Below are 20,554 nucleotides of genomic sequence, written 5' to 3'. Positions count from 1 at the left end.
GCAGGGTCAATGACCTGACACCGCTTCCTTTCATCTCCAGGCCCTCGGGTTACTTCAGCCCCCGCAACCACGGAAGTTTTCACAAACATCGGTAAAAAACTTCAGCCTCGCCTGTAACGCGTGACGTTGCTCACACGAACACATTGGTGACCGCACAGATGCACGATCGTGATCGATATCTGCAGCGGTCCTGGTGTCAAAGGTCGGGGAAGGACCGCGAGATGACCATACGAAAGGCGTTGACCAGGGCAATCTGGCTTGCTGCGGCTTCGGCCGGGCTCATGCTATCGCCGCTGTTCGCCGCGACGGCGACCGCCGGGGCCGACACCGTGAACTGGGATGCGATCGCCGACTGTGAGTCGGGAGGCAACTGGTCGACGGATACCGGCAACGGGCACTACGGCGGTCTGCAGTTCAAGCAGACCACCTGGGCCGCGCACGGCGGTATCGGCTCACCCGCCATGGCGTCCCGTGAAGAGCAGATCCGGGTGGCCGAGAACGTGCTGGCGACCCAGGGGATCGGGGCCTGGCCGAAGTGTGGTGCCCGGGCCGGAATGCCGGCAGGTTGGTCGGCACCCAGCGCCCCCACCGGCTGCCAGGCGGTGCGCCCCGGGGCCGTGCTGGGGATCTTCGACCTGCGTCGCATCTGCACGACGTTCCTCGACCCGCTGGGCGCCTTCGGAATGCCGCGCTGAACGGCAGCCGAACCGAGCTCAGCGCACCGGCGTGAACGCGCTTCGCGCCGCGATCGAGCCGAGGTGCCAGGTCAACAGCGATTCCGGGACGAGCACGGTAGCGCGCAACACGGCCGCACCCAGCGCCTGCGGACGCAGGTTCACCGCCCGGCCGATGAACCGTGACTCCCGGACGATCCCGCTGACCCGTTTCCGTCGCAGCGTCTCGAACCGGGAGAAAGCGCTCGCCAGGTCAGAACCCTGTGCCGCAAGCGCGGCCAGCGTCGCCGCGTCCTCCAGCCCCTGACAACCGCCCTGGCCCAGGTGCGGGCGCATCGGATGAGCGGCATCACCGGCGATCACCACCGGCCCGCGCGCCCAGTGCCGGGCAGGCGCCCGGTCGTACAGATCGTTGCGCAGCACCTGATCGGGATCGGTCGCGGCCAGTAGCGCCGGAATCGGCGCGGCCCACGAACCGAACTGCCGTTGCAGATAGGACAGCTCACCCTCGGGGGCTCGCTGAGCCTGCGGCGCCTGTTCGGTGGCGAACCAATATGTGTGGTCACCGCCGAGCGGCACATGTCCGACCTCCCGGCCCGGGGCCAGCGTCTCACCCGACAGTTCCGGGTCCAGCGGGCAGTCGGCCACGCCTCGCCACGCCGTGTAGCCGGCGTAGCGCCGGGGTAGCGGGCCATTGAGATGCCGTGCCACCACCGACTCGACACCGTCGGCACCGATCACGCCGTCTGCCGTGCGGACTGAGCCGTCGGAGAACCGCACGCGCACGCCGGATCCGGCGATCGCGATGTCCTCGGCGGTGAGCCCGAATCGGACCGTTCCCGGCCGCAGGGCCCCGCTGAGAATCTCAGTCAGCACCGATCGCCTGATCACCACGAGCGGTTCGCCCAGCGCCCGGGTGAACCGCTGCGCTGCAGGCCGCCGCAGCCACGAGCCGTCACGCCATCGCAGCGCCCCGGCGGTCACTCGTCCGCCGGCGTCGCGCACCTGGTCACCGAGGCCGATCTCGTCCAGTGCGGCCAGGGCATTGGGCCAGATGCTGATCCCGGCTCCCGACGCCACATCATGACGGGCCTCTGCCACGCAGACGTCATACCCCTGGCGCTGCATGGCGACCGCGGTCGCCAGACCGGTGATACCCGCGCCGATGACGAGGACAGACGGTGTCATCGGTCGAATGTATCGAGGCCCCTGCGGTACGCCGCGCCGTGTCCAGGACCGGACCGGTAACCTTCCAGCGTTCACACAGCGTGTGGACAGGTTCCCGAGCCGAGGAGCGCCGGGACGAGATGAATTGAGAGGACCCGATGAACCCCACCCGCTTCGCGATCTCGCTCGGCGCGGCACTCGTTGCCGCCTCGGCCCTGAGTGGTTGCGCCAAGGCCACCGAGCTCAGGGACGCCGCCGCGGGAGCGGCCGAGAAGGTCGTTTCGACGGGTACGGAGAAGATCACCGAAGCGGTCTCGGGCAATTTGTTCACCGCCGAGGGCATCGACAACGCCTACGCGGCGATCTCCGAGAAGGTCGGCGCCAACCCGATGCAGGTGGTCGAGATCTCCATCGCCCCGGGCGTGCTCAGCCTGGAAGCCATCGACCCCAATGCTCCGACCGAGCTCAACCAATGGAGCTACACCTCCGGCGCGGTCGGACCGTCGCGGCCCATCGATTACGACGACGACACCGAGGCACTGCAGCAGAACCTGTTCGCCATCACCGATGTGCCCGCCAGTGCGATCGCCACCGCGATCGACGGCGCCGTCGCGGCCAGCGAGATCCCCGACGCCGAGGTCCAGACCGTGAGCATCAAGCGCAACATCCCGTTCGACGCGAACGTGATCATGTTCATCAACGTCCAGGGCGAGCGCAGCAGCAAGCAGGTGCGGGCCGACGTCACCGGGCAGATCACCGAGGTGGTCTGAACCCAGTCTGAACCCACTGAGGCGTCAGCCCGCGCGGCCCGTACCGGACTCCGGTACGGGCCGCGCTATTACGGTGGGGAGCCATGACGGTGTTCGATGATCTCGACGACTACTTCGCGTTGCCCCGGGTGGCCGGGCTCGCAGTGTCACCCGATGGCGCCCGGGTAGTCACCACGGTGAGCACCCTCAACGAGAAGCGCACCGAATTCCTCAGCGCCATCTGGGAATTGGACCCCTCGGGCGGTGCTCCGGCCCGCCGCCTCACCCGCGGCCTCAAGGGGGAGTCGGCGCCGACGTTCACCGCCGACGGTGATCTACTGTTCGTCGCGGCCCGCCCGGGCGAGGGGGAGGACAAAGCGCCGGCCTCGTTGTGGCGACTACCGGCAGCCGGTGGTGAGGCTTTCGAAGAGCTGGCCGTCCCCGGCGGCATCACCGGTGTGGTGAGTGCGCGTAGCGCCGATGCCACCGTCGTGGCCGCACCGCTGCTGCCGCTGTCGGAGGGAATCGACGACGACAAGGCCCGGCGGCAGGCGCGCAAGGACACGAACGTCTCGGCCATCCTGCACACCGGCTATCCGGTCCGGTACTGGGACCACGACCTCGGGCCGGACGTACTCCACCTTTTCGACGCCGACGGACCGCGGGATCTGACCGGTGCTGCCGGAACAGCGTTGCAGGACACTGCTTTCGATCTCAGCGCCGACGGTGGATTCGTGGTCACGTCATGGCGCGTGCCCGGCCCGGGCGCGAAGATGCGGGTGACGCTCGTGCGTATCGACCGCGCCACCGGTGAGCGCACCACGATCGCCGACGATCCCGACGCTGACTTCGGTCATCCGACGATCGCACCGGATGGCACCGCGGTGGCCTACACCCGAGAAACCCATTCCACCCCGACATCACCTCCGCGGATCACCCTGTACTGCAAGCGCTTCGACGGTGATCCGGTGGAGTTGGCCGGTGATTGGGATCGCTGGCCGTCGTCGGTCGCCTGGTCGGCTGATTCGTCGGTGCTCGTCGTCACCGCCGACGACGGCGGTCGCGGTCCGATCTTCCGTGTCGACCCCGCCTCTGGGACGGTCACCCGACTGACCGACGACGACTTCACCTACACCGACGTGCGGCCCGCACCGGGCGGGGTGATCTACGCCTTGCGTAGTTCCTACGCCGCGCCGCCGCATCCCGTGCGGATCGATGCCGACGGCACCGTCACCGCGCTGCCGTGTCTGGATGCACCGGCATTGCCCGGCACCCTCACCGAGGTGAGGGCGACGGCCGCCGACGGCACGCCGATCCGGTCCTGGCTCACCGTGCCGGCCGGTGACGAACCGGCCCCGCTGGTGTTGTGGATTCACGGTGGCCCGCTGGGAAGTTGGAACAGCTGGCACTGGCGGTGGAATCCCTGGCTGCTCACCGCGCACGGTTATGCGGTGCTGATGCCGGATCCGGGCCTGTCCACCGGCTACGGGCAGGACTTCATCGCCCGCGGCTGGGGCGCCTGGGGTGAAGCGCCCTATACCGATCTGATGGCTGCCACCGATGCCGCCTGTGCGCACCCGCGGGTGGACGCGTCCCGGACCGCGGCGATGGGCGGATCCTTCGGTGGCTACATGGCGAACTGGATCGCCGGGCACACCGACCGTTTCGACGCGATCGTCACGCATGCCAGCCTGTGGGCCCTGGACCAGTTCGGGCCCACCACGGACGGCGCCTACTGGTGGGCGCGTGAGATGACACCCGATATGGCGCAGCGCAATTCGCCACATCGCTTCGTCGGGGAGATCACCACCCCGATGTTGGTCATCCACGGCGACAAGGACTATCGCGTACCGATCGGTGAGGCGCTGCGACTGTGGTACGAGCTGCTTGCCCACTCGGGACTGCCCGCCGACGAGAACGGCGAGAGCCCGCACCGGTTCCTGTACTACCCGACCGAGAACCACTGGGTGCTGGCTCCGCAACACGCCAAGATCTGGTACCAGGTGGTGCTCGCCTTCCTGGGGGAGCACCTAGGCGGTCAACCCGCAGAACTGCCCGACCTGCTCGGGTAGCGTCGGCATGGTGACACAGCGTGAGTTCGATCTGGTGCTGTACGGCGCCACAGGATTCGTCGGCAAGCTGACCGCGGAATATCTGGCTCGCGCCGGGGGATCTGCCCGTATCGCGCTCGCCGGGCGTTCCGAGGCGCGGCTACGGGTGATCCGCGACGGCCTCGGTCCGGCCGCGCAAGCGTGGCCGCTGGTGATCGCGGACGCCGGCGATCCGGCTTCGCTCGACGCGATGGCCGCGCGCACCCAGGTGGTGGTGACCACGGTGGGGCCCTACGCGCGTTACGGCCTGCCGCTGGTGGCGGCGTGCGCCGCGGCCGGCACCGACTATGCCGATCTGACCGGTGAGACGACGTTCATCCGCGACAGCATCGACCTGCATCACAAACAGGCCGTCGATACCGGGGCGCGGATCGTGCACTCCTGCGGATTCGATTCGGTGCCATCCGATCTCACGGTGTACGCGCTGTACAAGCGGGCCGCTGCGGACGACGCGGGCGAGCTCGGCGACACCAACCTGGTAGTGCGTACGTTCGCCGGCGGCGTCTCGGGCGGCACCGTGGCCTCGATGCTGGAATTACTCAAGACCTTGTCCTCCGATCCGGAGGCCAGGGCGCTGATGAACGACCCGTACACCCTGAGCCCGGACCGGACAGCCGAGCCCGAACTCGGTGCCCAGCCCGACGTGCGGTGGCGTCGCGGCGCCGAGATCGCCCCAGAACTGGCCGGGTACTGGACCGGTGCCTTCGCCATGGCGGCGCCGAACACCCGAATCGTCCGGCGCAGCAACGCATTACTGGACTACGCCTATGGGCGCAGGTTCGAGTACGCCGAACAGATGAGCGTGGGCAGATCGCCCGTCGCACCGCTGGCCGCTGCGGTGGTGACCGGATCCAACGCCTTCACCCTCGGCGTGGGTGGCCGCTACTTCAACCGCCTCCCCGGCGGATTGGTCGAGCGGTTGGTGCCCAAACCGGGAACCGGGCCCAGTGAGCGGACCCGCGAGCGCGGGCACTACCGCGTCGAGACCTACACCACGACCACATCGGGCGCCCGTTACGTGACAAGCATGGCCCAGCAAGGAGATCCCGGATACAAGGCGACCGCGGTGTTGCTCGGCGAATGCGGGCTGGCCCTGGCTACCGACCGCGACGCGCTTTCGGGGCTGCGCGGTGTGCTGACGCCCGTGGCGGCGATGGGTGATGCATTGCTGAGCCGGCTACCTGCTGCCGGGGTGATGTTGGAGACCACCGCGCTGACCTGAGTCGAACACCTGTGGGACAAGATCACATTCGACTAGTGTCCTTTCGAAGGACTTCCAGTACGCCAGCAACGAAGGTGGGATGAAAAATGGCCGGTCTCGATGATCTGTTCGCGCAGATCCCTGTGGCGGATATCGCAAACAAACTGGGTGCCGATGAAGGCGAGGTGAGCGCCGCCATCAAGACCCTGGTGCCCGCCCTCGTCGGTGGTGTCGCAGAGAACGTGCAAGCCGACAACATCGATTCGAGTGATCTGGAGTCCGCCGTCACCGCGCAGGGGGCCAGCGGCCTGCTCGACGGCGGCGTGAGCGTCGACCAGGTCGACGCCAACGAAGGAAACCAGATCGTCTCGAAGATCTTCGGCGGTAACGACAGCACCCAGGTCGCCTCGGCATTGTCCGGTGCCGGAGCCGGTGGCAGCAATCTGATCAAGCAGCTGTTGCCGATCCTGGCCCCGATCGTGCTGGCCTACATCGGCAAGCAGTTCGCCCAGAACAATGCGCCGGCGCAGTCGGCGCCCCAGCCGCAGGCCTCCAGCGGCGGGCTCGGCGACATCCTCGGCAGCATCCTCGGCGGGGCGGCCGGTGGTGGCGGCGGCTCGAACAACCCGCTGGGCAGCATTCTGGGCAGCGTGCTCGGCGGCGGCGGTGGCCAGGGCAACGCCATCGGTGAGATCCTCGGCGGCCTGCTCGGCGGCAAGAAGTAACCACCGCCGCGAACAGCGAGAGAGCCCCCGACGCCCAGCGAACGCACCGGGCGTCGGGGGCTTTCGCTTATTGGGGCACGTCCTTCTTAGAATGGCTCGGTGACTCCCACCCCTGAGAACCGTGCCGATGCCCTCCCCAAATCCTGGGATCCGGCCGCGGTAGAAGCCGACCTGTACCAGGGCTGGGTTGACGCCGGATACTTCACGGCCGATCCGGCCAGTGAGAAGCCGCCGTACTCGATCGTGCTCCCGCCGCCGAACGTGACCGGCAGCCTGCACATGGGTCACGCGCTCGACCACACGCTGATGGATGCGCTGACCCGGCGCAAGCGCATGCAGGGCTATGAGGTGTTGTGGCTGCCCGGCATGGACCACGCGGGCATCGCCACCCAGACCGTGGTGGAAAAGCAGCTCGCCGTCGAAGGTAAGACCAAAGAAGACTTCGGTCGCGAGGCCTTCGTCGACAAGGTGTGGGACTGGAAGCGTGAGTCCGGCGGCACCATCGGCGGGCAGATGCGCCGCCTGGGTGACGGTGTGGACTGGAGCCGCGATCGCTTCACCATGGACGAGGGCCTGTCACGGGCGGTGCGGACCATCTTCAAGCGGCTCTTCGATGCGGGGTTGATCTATCAGGCTGAGCGGTTGGTCAACTGGTCACCCGTGTTGGAGACCGCGATCAGCGATCTTGAGGTCAAGTACGAGGATGTCGAGGGCGAGCTGGTCTCGTTCCGCTACGGCTCGATGAATGACGACGAACCCCACATCATCGTGGCCACCACCCGCGTCGAGACCATGCTCGGTGACACCGCGATCGCGGTGCACCCTGACGACGAGCGGTACCGCCACCTGGTCGGCAAGACCCTGCCGCACCCGTTCGTCGATCACGAGATGATCGTTGTGGCCGACACCCACGTCGACCCCGAATTCGGTACCGGCGCAGTGAAAGTCACGCCGGCACACGACCCCAACGACTTCGAGATCGGCATGCGTCATCAGCTGCCGATGCCCACCATCATGGACGCCAAGGGCCGGATCGCCGATACCGGAACGCAATTCGACGGCATGGACCGCTTCGAGGCCCGGGTCAAGGTGCGTGAGGCGCTGGCCGAACAGGGCCGGATCGTCGAAGAGAAGCGCCCCTACCTGCACAGCGTCGGGCACTCCGAGCGCAGCGGCGAGCCGATCGAGCCGCGGCTGTCGTTGCAGTGGTGGGTCAAGGTGGACGGCCTGGCGAAAGCCGCCGGTGACGCGGTGCGCAACGGCGACACCGTGATTCATCCGCCGAGCCTGGAGCCGCGTTGGTTCGCCTGGGTGGACAACATGCACGATTGGTGTATTTCCCGGCAGCTGTGGTGGGGCCACCGGATCCCGATCTGGCACGGGCCCAACGGCGAGACGGTGTGTGTCGGTCCCGACGAGACCCCGCCGGCCGGCTGGGAGCAGGACTCCGACGTCCTCGACACCTGGTTCTCCTCGGCACTGTGGCCGTTCTCCACGATGGGTTGGCCCGACCACACCCCGGATCTGGCCAAGTTCTATCCAACCTCGGTGCTGGTCACCGGTTACGACATCCTGTTCTTCTGGGTGGCCCGGATGATGATGTTCGGGATGTTCGTCGCCGGCGATCCGGCCATCACCTTCGACGGTCAGCGCCCGCCGCAGGTGCCGTTCCAAAACGTCTTCCTGCACGGCCTGATCCGCGACGAGTTCGGCCGCAAGATGAGCAAGTCGCGAGGCAATGGCATCGATCCACTGGACTGGGTGGAGAAGTTCGGTGCCGACGCGTTGCGGTTCACGCTGGCCCGCGGCGCCAGCCCGGGTGGTGACCTGTCCATCGGCGAGGACCATGCCCGCGCGTCGCGCAACTTCGCCACCAAGCTGTTCAACGCGACCCGCTTTGCGTTGATGAACGGTGCCGCACCCGCGCTGCTTCCCGACCTCGCTGCACTGACCGACGCCGACCGCTGGATCCTGGGCCGCCTCGAAGAGGTTCGTGCCGAGGTGGACGCCGCACTGGACAGCTACGAGTTCAGCCGGGCCTGCGAATCGCTGTACCACTTCGCCTGGGACGAGTTCTGCGACTGGTACGTGGAATTGGCCAAGGTGCAGCTGGGACAGGAGGACCACACGGCCCACACGACCGGGGTGCTCGCCTACGTGCTCGACGCGCTGCTCAAACTGCTGCATCCGGTGATGCCGTTCGTCACCGAGACGCTGTGGAAGACGCTCACCGACGGCGAGTCGATCGTCATCGCCCACTGGCCCCAGCCGTCTGGCATCGCGCTGGATCCCGTTGCGGCACAACACATCGCCGACATGCAGAAGCTGATCACCGAGGTGCGGCGCTTCCGCAGCGACCAGGGCCTGGCCGACCGGCAGCGCGTCCCGGCCCGGCTCTCGGCCATCGCCGAGGCCGGCCTGACCGAGCAACTGCCCGCGATCACCGCGTTGGCCTGGCTGACCGACGCCGGCGACGGGTTCACCCCCTCGGCTTCCGTCGAGGTGCGCCTGACGCAGGCCACCGTCCTCGTCGAGGTGGACACCTCGGGCACCGTCGACGTTGCGGCCGAACGGCGTCGGCTGGAGAAGGATCTGGCCGCGGCGCAAAAGGAACTCGCCACCACCACGGCCAAACTCGGTAACGAGGCCTTCCTGGCCAAGGCGCCGGAGAACGTCGTCGACAAGATCCGGGCCCGTCAGCAGTTGGCCGACGAGGAGGTCGAGCGGATCACCGCACGCCTGGCCGGACTCGCCCAATGACCGATCCGGTCCCTTCGCCGGACGAGATCGCGGCGCTGCTGCAGGTCGAGCACCTGCTCGATCAGCGGTGGCCCGAGACCAAGCTGGACCCGAGCACGGCGCGGATCGCGGCGCTGTTGGAACTGCTCGGTTCGCCGCAACGGGCCTACCCGTCGATCCACGTGGCGGGGACCAACGGCAAGACCTCGGTGGCGCGCATCATCGATGCGTTGTTGACCGCGCTGCATCGGCGCACGGGCCGTACCACCAGCCCGCACCTGCAGTCGGCGGTCGAGCGCATCTCGATCGACGGAAAGCCCATCACCCCAGCGCAATACGTCGAGACCTACACCGAGATCGAACCCTTTGTGCAGCTGGTCGACCAGCAGTCCGAAGCTGCCGGGGGCCCCAAGATGAGCAAGTTCGAGGTGCTCACCGCGATGGCCTTCGCGGCGTTCGCGGACGCGCCCGTGGACGTTGCGGTCGTCGAGGTCGGGATGGGCGGCCGATGGGACGCCACCAACGTCGTCAACGCCCCCGTCGCGGTGATCACTCCGATCGGAATGGACCACACCGATTACCTCGGTGACACGATCGCCGCCATTGCCGGAGAGAAGGCCGGCATCATCACCCGGCAGCCCGACGCCCTGGTGCCGACCGACACTGTGGCGGTCATCGGCCAGCAGGTCCCCGAGGCCATGGAGGTGCTGCTGGAGGAGGCGGTGCGGGCCGACGCCGCTGTGGCCCGTGAGGATTCCGAGTTCGCCGTACTCGGCCGCCAGGTCGCGATCGGCGGGCAGCTGCTGACCTTGCAGGGCCTGGGCGGGGTGTACTCCGATGTGTTCCTGCCACTGCACGGCGAGCATCAGGCTCACAACGCCGTTGTCGCGCTGGCCGCGGTGGAGGCGTTCTTCGGTGCGGGGGCGGACCGCCAACTCGACATCGACGCGGTTCGAGCCGGTTTCGCCGCCGTATACAGTCCCGGTCGGATGGAGCGCATGCGCAGCGCGCCAACGGTTTTCATCGATGCGGCACACAATCCGGCCGGCGCCGCGGCGCTGGCGCAGACCCTGCAGCAGGAGTTCGATTTCCGCTTTCTGGTCGGGGTGGTATCGGTGATGGGGGACAAGGACGTCGGCGGCATCCTCAATGCGCTCGAGCCGGCATTCGATCAGATCGTGGTGACCCACAACGGTTCGCCGCGGGCGATGGACGTCGAATCGCTGGCGTTGCTGGCCGAGGAGCGGTTCGGGCCGGATCGGGTGATCACCGCCGCGACGCTGGCCGACGCCATCGAGACGGCCACGGCTTTGGTCGAGGAGTCCGGCGCGGACGAAGGACTGTCCGGCGCCGGCATCGTAATCACGGGTTCGGTGGTGACCGCCGGCGCGGCCCGAACCCTGTTCGGACGGGACCCACAGTGAGCACTCAGAACGACAAGCCGACACCGACCGATCCCTGGAAGAGCTTCCGCGGCGTGATGGCCGCGACGCTGATCCTCGAAGCCATCGTCGTGCTGTTGGCCCTGCCGGTCGTCGGCGTCAGCGCCGCCGGCCTCACCTGGACGTCGGGCGGGTTCGTGGTGGGTCTGGCCGTCGTGCTGATCCTGATGTCGGGCCTACAGGGCCGGCCGTGGGCCATCTGGGCGAACCTCGGCATCCAACTGGTGGTGATCGCCGGTGCGCTCGTGCACGGCGCGATCGGCTTCATCGGCGTCATCTTCGCGGTGGTCTGGCTGTTGATCGTCTACCTGCGGGCTGAGGTCAAACGCCGGCAGGACCGCGGTCTGCTGCCCGGCCAGCAACCTCCCGCCGAATAGCCGAGGCGCAGCGCAAACCCGGTCGGGGGGCCGCCGTCGCCGGGTGCGGCTACCGACCGGTACGCTCTCTGCCGTGACTGAGCGGACCCTTGTTTTGATCAAGCCCGACGGCGTGCAGCGCCACCTGGTCGGGGAGATCCTCGGCCGGATCGAGCGCAAGGGGCTGACCCTGGCCGCGCTGGAGCTGAAGAACGTCAGCATCGAACTGGCCAAGCAGCATTACGCCGAGCACGACGGCAAGCCGTTCTTCGATTCACTGCTGGAGTTCATCACCTCCGGTCCCGTCGTGGCCGCGATCGTCGAGGGACCGCGCGCCATCGCGGCGTTCCGTCAGATCGCCGGCGGCACCGATCCGGTGGAGAAGGCCGTGCCCGGCACCATCCGTGGTGACCTGGCGCTTGTCACGCAGGACAACCTCGTGCACGGGTCGGATTCTGCGGAGTCGGCGGCCCGCGAGATCGCCCTGTGGTTCCCCGGCGAAGCTTCGGCCTGACAATCCTTCTTCGCAGTCTGGTCAGTACCGCGTCAGTGATGTGGGATACTGGTTGCGGGTAGCCGGCCTCAACCGAGGCCGAACACCCGAATGAAGACTTCGACGAGCGCGACCACCGCAATCCGGTGCGGCGCCGACCGTCCAGCCATCATTCAGCCAGGCACCGGGTGGGTTCGGTAGCGAGCCGCTCGGAGCGAGACCACAACAAGTCCGGGGAAAGTGTCCCGGGCCAATAGCGGAAGCCCTCGCGTGGCCGCGTCGTCCGACGCGCCCGGGGGCTTGAGGAGAATTCGTGGCCGAAGATGCCCAGAATGACAACCTATCAACCCAGACTCCGCAGCAGGAGGGACTCCCAGAGCGGCTGAGAGTCCATTCCCTGGCGCGGGTACTCGGCACCACCAGCAGGCGGGTGCTGGATGCCCTCGCCGAGTTCGACGGACGCCAGCGCAGCGCGCACTCCACCGTCGACAAGGTGGATGCCGAGCGGGTCCGTGACGCGCTGGCTCTCGGAGCGGCCGAGGCCGTCACCGAACAGGCCGCTGAGCAACCCCCCGGAGAACCGCCCGTCGCGTTAGAACCGGTCCAGGTGGAAGCGGTGGCGGTCACTGTGACCGAAGCGGTCACCGCCTCGGTCCAGACGTCGGACGAGGCGCCGGAATCCGAGACGCCGGTTCACGCCCCGCTGGTCGAGACCGAGTCCGAGACTTCCACGGAGTCGACGTCCGAGGCCGTGCTCGTCGGCGATGAGCCGGAGTCGCGACTGATCCTGGAGACCGCGAACATCCCGCCCGCCCGCGAATCGCACACCGAGCGAGCCGACTACCTGCCATTGTTCGTCGCCCCACAACCGATCAGTTTCGAACCGGTCGCTGTCGAAGACGACGAGGAAGACGACGACAACGGCAGCGATTCCGAGTCCGACTCAGAATCCGACGACGAGCAGGCCGATCGCCCGGCCGCGCGGCGTCGGCGACGCGGCCGGCGTGGTCGTGGTCGTGGCCGCGGTGAACAGCTGGATGACAACGGATCCGAATCCGGCCCGGACTCCGAGACCGACACCGGCGACGAGCAGAGCGAATCCGACCAGGATTCCGACGACGACGCCGATGAGTCGGATGAAGGCAGCGACGAGGAAGCCACGGGTACCGACGGCAGCACCCGCCGTCGCCGCCGTCGCCGGCGCCGCAAGTCCGGATCGGGTGACAGCGACGACGCCGGTTCGCCGGATGACCCGCCCAATACGGTCGTCCATGAGCGCACCCCGCGTTCCGAGCGGGCCGGCAAAGGCAGCGATGACTCCGAGATCCAGGGGATCAGCGGATCGACCCGCTTGGAGGCCAAGCGTCAGCGCCGCCGTGACGGTCGCGACGCCGGCCGTCGTCGGCCGCCGATCCTGAGTGAAGCCGAGTTCCTGGCCCGGCGTGAAGCGGTCGAACGCACCATGATCGTCCGCGACAAGGTGCGTACCGAGCCACCACACGAGGGCGCCCGCTACACGCAGATCGCCGTGCTGGAAGACGGCGTCGTCGTCGAGCATTTTGTTACGTCCGCGGCGTCCGCCAGCCTGGTCGGCAACATCTACCTCGGCATCGTGCAGAACGTGCTGCCCTCCATGGAGGCTGCCTTCGTCGACATCGGCCGCGGCCGCAACGGTGTGCTCTATGCCGGCGAGGTCAACTGGGAGGCCGCCGGTCTCGGCGGGTCGAACCGCAAGATCGAGCAGGCCCTCAAGCCCGGCGACTATGTCGTCGTCCAGGTCAGCAAGGACCCGGTCGGCCACAAGGGCGCCCGGCTGACCACGCAGGTTTCGCTGGCCGGCCGCTATCTGGTCTATGTGCCCGGCGCCTCGTCGACGGGCATCAGCCGCAAGCTGCCCGACACCGAGCGGCAGCGGCTCAAGGAGATCCTCAAGGAGGTCGTGCCTGCCGATGCGGGGGTGATCATCCGCACCGCCTCTGAGGGCGTCAAAGAAGAGGACATCCGCTCCGACGTCGAGCGGTTGCAGCAGCGCTGGACCGAGATCGACGCGAAGGCCACCGAGGTCATCGCGAAGAAGGCCGGTGCCGCTGTCGCGCTCTACGAGGAGCCCGATGTTCTGGTCAAGGTGATCCGCGACCTGTTCAACGAAGATTTCTCGGGCCTGATCGTCTCCGGTGACGAGGCGTGGAACACCATCAATTCCTACGTCGAGACCGTGGCCCCCGACTTGATGGGGCGGCTGACCAAGTACGAGCCGGCCGGTGGCGCGGACGCGCCCGATGTGTTCGCTGTGCACCGCATCGACGAACAGTTGGCCAAGGCGATGGACCGCAAGGTGTGGCTGCCCTCGGGCGGGACCCTGGTGATCGACCGCACCGAGGCGATGACCGTGGTCGACGTCAACACCGGCAAGTTCACCGGTGCCGGCGGCAACCTCGAGCAGACCGTCACGCGCAACAACCTGGAAGCGGCCGAGGAGATCGTGCGCCAGCTCCGGTTGCGTGACATCGGCGGCATCGTGGTCATCGACTTCATCGACATGGTGCTCGAGTCGAACCGGGATCTGGTGCTGCGCCGGTTGACCGAGGCGCTGGGCCGCGACCGCACCCGCCATCAGGTCTCCGAGGTGACCTCGCTGGGCCTCGTGCAGCTGACCCGAAAGAAGCTGGGCACCGGTCTGGTCGAGGCATTTTCGACCACCTGCACGCATTGCGCCGGTCGCGGCATCGTGCTGCACGGTGATCCGGTCGACACGGCCTCGGCCAACACTGCGCGCAAGAACGAGCCCAGCGGTGGGGGCCGCCGCAGCAAGCGCGGCAAGAAAGGCAACTCGCAGACCGACAGCGCTCGCCCGGAAGAGGTGCAGGTCGCCAAGGTGCCGGCACATGCCGCCGGTGAACATCCGATGTTCAAGGCGATGGCCGCGGCGAACGGACGCCACGATGACGATCACGAAGGCCAGGACCACGAGGACGACGGCGGTCACGCGGAGCACGAGGACTTCGACGAGCACGAGTCCGAGCACACCGACGGCGAGGCTCGCGCGGTAGCGGACGACCAGCAGGCCGGCCGTGACGACGCTGATGAGTCTGATGAGTCCGATGAGGACACTGAGGACACTGAAGATTCCGACGACGACTCCGATGAGGACTCGGACGAGGACACCGACGACGACTCGGACGAGGACGAGATCGACCTCGATGACCTCGACGATGACGACGAGGACGATGATCTCGACGACATCGACTCCGACGACGAGACGGATGAGGACGAGGAGGCGGATGACGACGACACCGACGACACCGACGACGTCTACGAGGCGCCGGCGCCGGTGATTTCCGAGGTGCCGGTCAGCCGCGGACGTACGCGTCGACGTGCCGCGGCCCGGCCCGCGGGGCCGCCCTCCCACGAGTAGAGGGCGGTTTGACCCTCTACCCGCTGGTCAAGTACCCTTGACCAGTTGTCTCCAGTGCCTGCGGTAGTCGCAGGCCGGTGACGGCGGGGCATCCCGCCACCCAAGACCCGCGCACGCACCGACCGGTAGCGCGCGCCCGCAGAGAGCAGCAGAGCAGAGGACACGATGGCGACATACGCAATCGTCAAGACCGGCGGCAAGCAGTACAAGGTCGCTGCCGGTGACGTGGTGAAGGTTGAGAAGCTCGACGCCGAGCCCGGCGCGTCGGTGTCACTGCCGGTGGCCCTGGTGGTCGACGGCGCCAACGTCACCAGCAAGGCCGATGACCTGGCCAAGGTCGCCGTGACCGGTGAGGTCCTCGAGCACACCAAGGGTCCCAAGATCCGCATCCACAAGTTCAAGAACAAGACCGGCTACCACAAGCGGCAAGGGCACCGTCAGCAGCTGACCGTGCTCAAGGTCACCGGAATCAAGTAGGAGGCGTTCGGACATGGCACACAAGAAGGGCGCTTCCAGCTCTCGTAACGGCCGCGAATCAGCCGCACAGCGGCTGGGCGTCAAGCGTTTCGGCGGCCAGGTTGTCAAGGCCGGCGAGATCCTCGTCCGGCAGCGTGGCACCCACTTCCACCCCGGCGTGAACGTCGGCCGTGGCGGCGACGACACCCTGTTCGCGCTGGCCCCCGGCGCTGTGGAGTTCGGCTCCAAGCGTGGCCGCAAGCACGTGAACATCGTTCCCGTGGCGCGCCCGGAGGCCTGAGGTCAAGAGGATTCTCCGCGAATGTGAAGCAGCTGCGAGTTCTCGACCGAACTTTCGCGATAGCTTCACATTCGACGGAGAGGATGTCCGATGCCCCGGTTTGTCGACCGCGTCGTCATTCATGCGAGCGCAGGCAACGGCGGCAACGGCTGTGCCTCGGTCCACCGCGAGAAATTCAAACCCCTCGGCGGTCCTGACGGCGGCAACGGCGGGCGGGGCGGCAGCATCGTGCTCGTCGTCGATCCGCAGGTACACACCCTGCTGGACTTCCATTTCCATCCCCATGTCGTCGCTCCCTCTGGCAAGCAGGGGGCCGGCAGCAACCGGGACGGAGCCGCGGGCGACGATCTGATCGTCCGGGTGCCCGACGGCACCGTGGTCCTCGATGAGAACGGCCGGATGCTGGCCGATCTGGTCGGTGCCGGTACCCGCTTCGAGGCCGCCCAGGGTGGTCGCGGTGGCCTCGGCAACGCCGCGCTGGCGTCCCGGGCCCGCAAGGCTCCCGGATTCGCATTGCTCGGTGAGAAGGGGCAGACCCGTGATCTCACGCTCGAGCTCAAGACCGTCGCCGATGTCGGCCTGATCGGTTTTCCCTCGGCGGGCAAATCGTCTCTGGTGTCGACCATTTCGGCCGCCAAGCCCAAGATCGCCGACTATCCGTTCACCACGCTCGTGCCCAATCTGGGCGTGGTCTCGGCCGGTGACCATACCTTCACCGTCGCCGACGTTCCCGGTCTGATTCCCGGCGCCTCCGAGGGTCGGGGGCTGGGCCTGGAATTCCTGCGCCATCTTGAGCGCTGCGCCGTGCTGGTGCACGTCGTGGACTGCGCCACCATGGAACCCGGGCGCGACCCGATCTCCGACATCGAGGCGTTGGAAGCCGAGCTCGCGGCCTACACCCCGACGTTGCAGGGCGATTCCACCCTGGGTGACCTGGCGTCGCGGCCTCGTGCGGTGGTGCTCAACAAGATCGACGTGCCCGATGCGCGGGAGCTGGCCGACTTCGTCCGGGAAGAGGTCGTCGAGCGGTTCGGCTGGCCGGTCTATGAGATCTCAACCGTGAGCCGTGATGGATTGCGGCCGTTGATCTTTGCGCTGTGGGACATGGTCAAGGCCTACCGCGACGCGCAGCCTGAGGTGGTGCCGAGGCGTCCGGTGATCCGGCCGATCGCGGTCAACGAGAGCGGCTTCACGGTGGAAAAAGACGGGTACGGGGGCTTCTTGGTCCGCGGCGTCCGTCCCGAGCGCTGGATCGCCCAGACCGATTTCGCCAACGACGAGGCGGTCGGATACCTCGGCGATCGGTTGGCCCGTCTCGGTGTCGAGGACGAGCTGTTCAAGTTGGGTGCCAAACCCGGATGCGCGGTGACCATCGGGGACATGACCTTCGATTGGGAGCCGCAGACCCCGGCCGGTGTGGACATGCCGATGACCGGCCGAGGCACCGACATCAGGCTCGAGCAGACCGACCGGATCGGTGCTGCCGAGCGCAAGGCGGCCCGACGGGAGCGCCGCCAGCCCGGTAGCGAGGACGCGTGAGCGCTCACCGCGAGGCGATCCGCACCGCACGCAGCGTCGTCGTCAAGATCGGCACCACCGCACTCACCACCCCGTCCGGCGTCTTTGACGCGGGCCGGCTTGCTGTCCTGGTCGAGGCCATCGAAGGCCGGATGCGCGCCGGCTCCGATCTGGTGATCGTGTCCTCCGGTGCCATCGCTGCGGGCATCGAGCCGCTCGGACTCTCCAAGCGCCCAACGGATCTGGCGACCAAGCAGGCGGCAGCCAGTGTCGGGCAGGTGGCCCTGGTCAACGCGTGGAGTTCGGCGTTCGCCGTCTACAACCGCACCGTCGGTCAGGTTCTGTTGACCGCCCACGACATTGCGATGCGGGTGCAACACAACAACGCTCAGCGCACCCTCGACCGGTTGCGCGCCCTGCACGCGGTGGCGATCGTCAACGAGAACGACACCGTGGCCACCAACGAGATCCGGTTCGGCGACAATGACCGGCTCTCGGCGCTGGTGGCCCAACTGGTCGGCGCCGATGCGCTGATCCTGCTGTCCGATATCGACGGCCTCTATGACTCTGATCCCCGAAAAGGCAACGCGCGCTTCATTCCTGAAGTCGCCGCACAGGGCGACCTGGACGGGGTCGTCGCCGGCGGCGGGAGCCATCTGGGTACCGGCGGCATGGCCTCGAAGTTGTCCTCGGCGCTGCTGGCCGCCGATGCCGGGGTGCCGGTGCTGTTGGCCGCCGCCGCGGATGCCGGTGCAGCCCTGAGCGATGCGTCGGTCGGCACGGTGTTCGCACCGCGGCCCGAGCGGATGTCGGCGCGGCGGTTCTGGGTCCGTCATGCCGCCGAGTCGCACGGGGCCCTGACCCTGGATGACGGCGCCGTGCGGGCGGTGGTAAAACAGCGTCGCTCGCTGCTGCCGGCCGGGATCACCGAGGTCACCGGGCACTTCCACGGCGGTGACGTGGTGGATCTGCGGTCCCTTGACGGGCAGACGGTCGCCCGCGGCGTGGTGGCCTACGAGGCGTCGGAACTGGCCACGATCATCGGCCACTCGACGGCGGACCTGCCGGCCGAGTTGCGCCGGCCCGCCGTGCACGCCGACGATCTGGTCGCCCTCTAGCGATTTGGGTGCAACGAGTAACGCTGACCGTTACCAAACGCACCCAAATCACCGGGGTGGGGACTCCAGATACAGCGCACCCCAGATGATTTCGGTCAGCGTATCGGCCAGCTCGGCATCGTAGGACGTCGAATGTGACGGCAGATTCTGGTGGCAGGTCCGTTCCACCATCCAGGTCAGCGTGCTCGCGGTGGTGGTGGCGGGCAGTTGCAGCCGGATGGACCCGTCGGCTTGGCCGTCGGCGATGACCCGGGCGAGCTGATCGGCGATCCCCGCCAGCAGGTCGCGGTAGGTCTGCCCGACAAGCGGGTCGTAGGCCGACATCTCGTTGAGAGCCATCAACACCGGTTGGTGGCGGCGATAGCTGGCGATGATGCCTGACATGGCGGCATGGACGTCGGCGGGGTCGCGACGTTCGGCCACACTCCACCACCGCTCGGCGGCCTGGGCCAGATCGCCGAAGACCTGGCTCGCCAGGCGGCGCAGCAGATGACCTTTGTCCTCGAAGTAGATGTAGAAGCTGGCCCGGGAGATTCCGGCCTCGGTGGCCAGCTTGTCCACGCTGAGCTCGGTGAAGCTGGTGCCGTCGGCCATCAAGCGGTCGGTGGCGTCGAGCAGCTGCCGTTCGATCCGCTCGCGGCGTTCCTCCCGGTTGGCCTGCGGTTTTCGCGTCACCGATGGCATGGTCCCAGCGTATCGGCTTTCGCCACACCTTGACTAGACACATTGTCTAGACCTATCGTCAGCGGCATGACTGTGTTGCCGATCACACGCCCCTACGATGCGATCGATCTGTCCTCCCGTGCGTTCTGGGCGACCACGGCCGCAGATCGCGAGGCCGCGTTCGCCGAATTGCGGGCGAACCGGCCGGTCAGTTGGCACCCGCCGGTCGAGGACGCGCTGATGCACGACCCTGAGGATCGTGGGTTCTGGGCGGTGACCCGGCACGCCGATATCGTCACCATCAGCCGGGACAGCGACACGTACCTGTCGGGCCACGGCGTGCTCTTCGAGAACATTCCGGCCGAACTGCTCGAGGCCTCGCAGTCGTTCCTGGCGATGGATGCGCCCCGGCACACGTTGATCCGCAAGCTCGTCCATTCCGCGTTCACGCCTCGGCAGGTGGCGCGTATCGAAACGTCGATCAACACCAACGCACGCCAGATCGTGGCCGAACTCAAAGCGGCCGGCAGCGGGGTCGACTTCGTCGAGCAATGTGCCAAGGAGCTGCCGATTCGCACGCTGTCGGACATGGTCGGCATCCCTGAATCCGAACGTCAGCAGGTGGCGCATGCCGCCGACGCTCTGGTGTCGTGGGCCGATCCGGTCTACCTGGCCGGGCGCAATCCGCTGGAGGTGCTGCTGGAGAACCAGATGTACCTGCACCAGGTGGCCAACAGTCTGGCCGCCCAGCGCCGCGAAACACCGGGCACCGACCTGATCAGTGCCCTGGTGCAGGCCGAGGTGGACGGAGATCGGCTCACCGATGCCGAGATCGCCGCGTTCTTCGTGCTGTTGGCAGTGGCGGGCAACGACACCACCCGTCAGACCACGAGCCACGCCCTCAAGGCGCTCACCGACCACCCGGACCAACGCGCCTGGCTCATGGCCGATTTCGACGACCGGATCGGCGGTGCGGTGGAGGAGTTGATCCGATGGGCCACCCCGGTGATGACATTTCGTCGCACGGCCGCCGTCGATGTCGAACTCGGCGGGCAGCTGATCGCGGCGGGGGAGAAAGTCGTGATGTTCTACGCCTCAGGCAACTGGGACACCGAGGTGTTCGATCGGCCGGAGGTCCTCGACCTGGGCCGAAAGCCCAACCCTCACCTCGGGTTCGGCGGTGGCGGCCGGCACTTCTGCCTCGGTGCACACGTGGCCAGAACACAACTGCGGGCGATCTTCGGCGAGCTGCTGCATCAGATCCCCGACATCGCCGCCGGCGAACCTGCCTACCTGCAAGGCAATTTCGTCCACGCTATCCGATCGATGCCCTGCACGTTCTCGTGAGTTCGCCGGCCAACAGGGTCAGCATCTCCGAACAACCCGCCTCGACCTTCACGGTGGCCAGATCGTCACCCCGAGTCGG

17 protein-coding genes and 1 pseudogene are annotated in these 20,554 nt (G+C 67.4%); 15 read left to right on the top strand and 3 right to left on the bottom strand.

Going from position 1 to position 20,554, the window contains the following annotated elements; translation table 11 throughout:
* Positions 1 to 221: 221 nt before the first annotated feature.
* Positions 222 to 695, top strand: a complete 474-nt coding sequence (locus tag A5733_RS17555) for a transglycosylase family protein (protein ID WP_198938848.1) — start codon at positions 222 to 224, stop codon at positions 693 to 695.
* A gap of 18 nt (positions 696 to 713) precedes the next feature.
* Here A5733_RS17555 and A5733_RS17550 read toward each other — a convergent pair whose 3' ends face one another.
* On the bottom strand, positions 714 to 1,862 hold the full coding sequence (locus A5733_RS17550; RefSeq protein WP_076241034.1) for an FAD-dependent oxidoreductase: 1,149 nt from the start codon (positions 1,860 to 1,862) through the stop codon (positions 714 to 716).
* A gap of 137 nt (positions 1,863 to 1,999) precedes the next feature.
* Here A5733_RS17550 and A5733_RS17545 point away from each other — a divergent pair, with 137 nt between their 5' ends.
* The 13 genes from A5733_RS17545 (at position 2,000) to proB (ending at position 18,465) form a co-directional block, all read left to right on the top strand.
* A complete protein-coding gene (locus tag A5733_RS17545; RefSeq protein WP_076241033.1) occupies positions 2,000 to 2,611 on the top strand; it encodes a hypothetical protein in 612 nt (203 codons plus the stop codon).
* An 83-nt stretch (positions 2,612 to 2,694) separates the two neighbouring features.
* Positions 2,695 to 4,662 carry a S9 family peptidase gene (locus tag A5733_RS17540; protein ID WP_076241032.1) on the top strand — a complete coding sequence of 656 codons (1,968 nt, stop codon included), beginning with the start codon at positions 2,695 to 2,697 and terminating at the stop codon, positions 4,660 to 4,662.
* Positions 4,663 to 4,669: 7 nt separating this feature from the next.
* A complete protein-coding gene (locus A5733_RS17535) occupies positions 4,670 to 5,923 on the top strand; it encodes a trans-acting enoyl reductase family protein (RefSeq protein WP_197508215.1) in 1,254 nt (417 codons plus the stop codon).
* Positions 5,924 to 6,009: 86 nt separating this feature from the next.
* Positions 6,010 to 6,627, top strand: a complete 618-nt coding sequence (locus A5733_RS17530; protein ID WP_067767434.1) for a DUF937 domain-containing protein — start codon at positions 6,010 to 6,012, stop codon at positions 6,625 to 6,627.
* 99 nt (positions 6,628 to 6,726) lie between these two features.
* Complete coding sequence (locus A5733_RS17525) at positions 6,727 to 9,387, top strand: valine--tRNA ligase (RefSeq protein ID WP_076241031.1); 2,661 nt, start codon at positions 6,727 to 6,729, stop codon at positions 9,385 to 9,387.
* Positions 9,384 to 10,790, top strand: coding sequence for a folylpolyglutamate synthase/dihydrofolate synthase family protein (locus tag A5733_RS17520; protein WP_076241030.1), 1,407 nt, complete (start codon positions 9,384 to 9,386; stop codon positions 10,788 to 10,790). Before A5733_RS17525 ends, A5733_RS17520 begins: the two co-directional genes overlap by 4 nt.
* Before the next feature lie 56 nt (positions 10,791 to 10,846).
* On the top strand, positions 10,847 to 11,185 hold the full coding sequence (locus A5733_RS17515) for a DUF4233 domain-containing protein (protein WP_082957612.1): 339 nt from the start codon (positions 10,847 to 10,849) through the stop codon (positions 11,183 to 11,185).
* A gap of 73 nt (positions 11,186 to 11,258) precedes the next feature.
* Positions 11,259 to 11,678 (top strand): nucleoside-diphosphate kinase, encoded by a 420-nt coding sequence (ndk, locus tag A5733_RS17510; RefSeq protein WP_067767447.1) that lies wholly within the window; start codon positions 11,259 to 11,261, stop codon positions 11,676 to 11,678.
* A gap of 292 nt (positions 11,679 to 11,970) precedes the next feature.
* Entirely contained in the window at positions 11,971 to 15,072 is a 3,102-nt protein-coding gene (locus A5733_RS17505; RefSeq protein ID WP_076241029.1) for an Rne/Rng family ribonuclease, read from the top strand.
* A gap of 165 nt (positions 15,073 to 15,237) precedes the next feature.
* On the top strand, positions 15,238 to 15,549 hold the full coding sequence (gene rplU, locus A5733_RS17500) for a 50S ribosomal protein L21 (RefSeq protein WP_003879728.1): 312 nt from the start codon (positions 15,238 to 15,240) through the stop codon (positions 15,547 to 15,549).
* A gap of 13 nt (positions 15,550 to 15,562) precedes the next feature.
* The gene (gene rpmA, locus A5733_RS17495) at positions 15,563 to 15,829 is read left to right on the top strand and encodes a 50S ribosomal protein L27 (protein WP_066898306.1); all 267 of its coding nucleotides are present in this window, start codon (positions 15,563 to 15,565) and stop codon (positions 15,827 to 15,829) included.
* A gap of 90 nt (positions 15,830 to 15,919) precedes the next feature.
* A complete protein-coding gene (obgE, locus tag A5733_RS17490) occupies positions 15,920 to 17,368 on the top strand; it encodes a GTPase ObgE (protein ID WP_067768994.1) in 1,449 nt (482 codons plus the stop codon).
* Positions 17,365 to 18,465 (top strand): glutamate 5-kinase, encoded by a 1,101-nt coding sequence (gene proB, locus A5733_RS17485; RefSeq protein WP_076241028.1) that lies wholly within the window; start codon positions 17,365 to 17,367, stop codon positions 18,463 to 18,465. The genes obgE and proB overlap by 4 nt, the downstream gene beginning before the upstream one ends.
* Positions 18,466 to 18,513: 48 nt before the next feature.
* Here proB and A5733_RS17480 read toward each other — a convergent pair whose 3' ends face one another.
* Positions 18,514 to 19,149, bottom strand: a complete 636-nt coding sequence (locus A5733_RS17480) for a TetR/AcrR family transcriptional regulator (RefSeq protein ID WP_076241027.1) — start codon at positions 19,147 to 19,149, stop codon at positions 18,514 to 18,516.
* A gap of 66 nt (positions 19,150 to 19,215) precedes the next feature.
* Here A5733_RS17480 and A5733_RS17475 point away from each other — a divergent pair, with 66 nt between their 5' ends.
* The gene (locus A5733_RS17475; protein ID WP_076241026.1) at positions 19,216 to 20,475 is read left to right on the top strand and encodes a cytochrome P450; all 1,260 of its coding nucleotides are present in this window, start codon (positions 19,216 to 19,218) and stop codon (positions 20,473 to 20,475) included.
* Here A5733_RS17475 and A5733_RS27980 read toward each other — a convergent pair.
* Positions 20,444 to 20,554 (bottom strand): annotated as a pseudogene (locus tag A5733_RS27980) (NAD-dependent deacetylase); the annotation flags it as partial. The gene A5733_RS17475 and the pseudogene A5733_RS27980 sit on opposite strands and share 32 nt — an antisense overlap.

The organism is Mycobacterium sp. NS-7484 (assembly GCF_001953975.1).
GTDB lineage: Bacteria > Actinomycetota > Actinomycetes > Mycobacteriales > Mycobacteriaceae > Mycobacterium.
Note: the sequence above shows the minus strand (reverse complement) of the source record. Positions and strands in the feature narration are given on the sequence as shown.